The organism is Stenotrophomonas maltophilia group sp. RNC7 (assembly GCF_030910085.1).
Lineage (GTDB): Bacteria > Pseudomonadota > Gammaproteobacteria > Xanthomonadales > Xanthomonadaceae > Stenotrophomonas > Stenotrophomonas sepilia.
In genome coordinates, this window is sequence record NZ_JAVFVN010000382.1 from 1 (window position 1) to 406 (window position 406).

1 protein-coding gene is annotated in these 406 nt (G+C 26.8%); it reads right to left on the reverse strand.

The features are described from left to right. Positions 1-406: hypothetical protein (locus RCF13_RS06695; RefSeq protein WP_308140981.1), on the reverse strand; the 406-nt coding region annotated here is incomplete at both ends.

Below are 406 nucleotides of genomic sequence, written 5' to 3' on the forward strand. Positions count from 1 at the left end.
TTCATCTGTTAATAATGTAATTCCTAAATTTTTAATTATATTATTATCTTCTATCATTTCTTCGATCTCTAATATAGATGGTACTATTTCTTTGTTATATAAAATGCAACACTCATCTTCAAAATCCTTGTCCCAAGGTAATGTTTGGATGCTTTCAGCATATTCAATTGTTTTTCCTCGAAATCTTAATAATGGTCTTTCTAATTCTTTTCTAATATCTAAAATTTCATCTACTTCTGCAAATTCAAAAGATGGTAACTTAAAAAGTAATTTATCAGTCAATCCTGCATGTATAGCTTTATATTTATCCATATCACTTATATTGACAATGCCTTCACTTATAGCCGATCCCATTAAGTTATTTGCATATTCATCAAACAAAGGATAACTATTTGAAATCGATTTT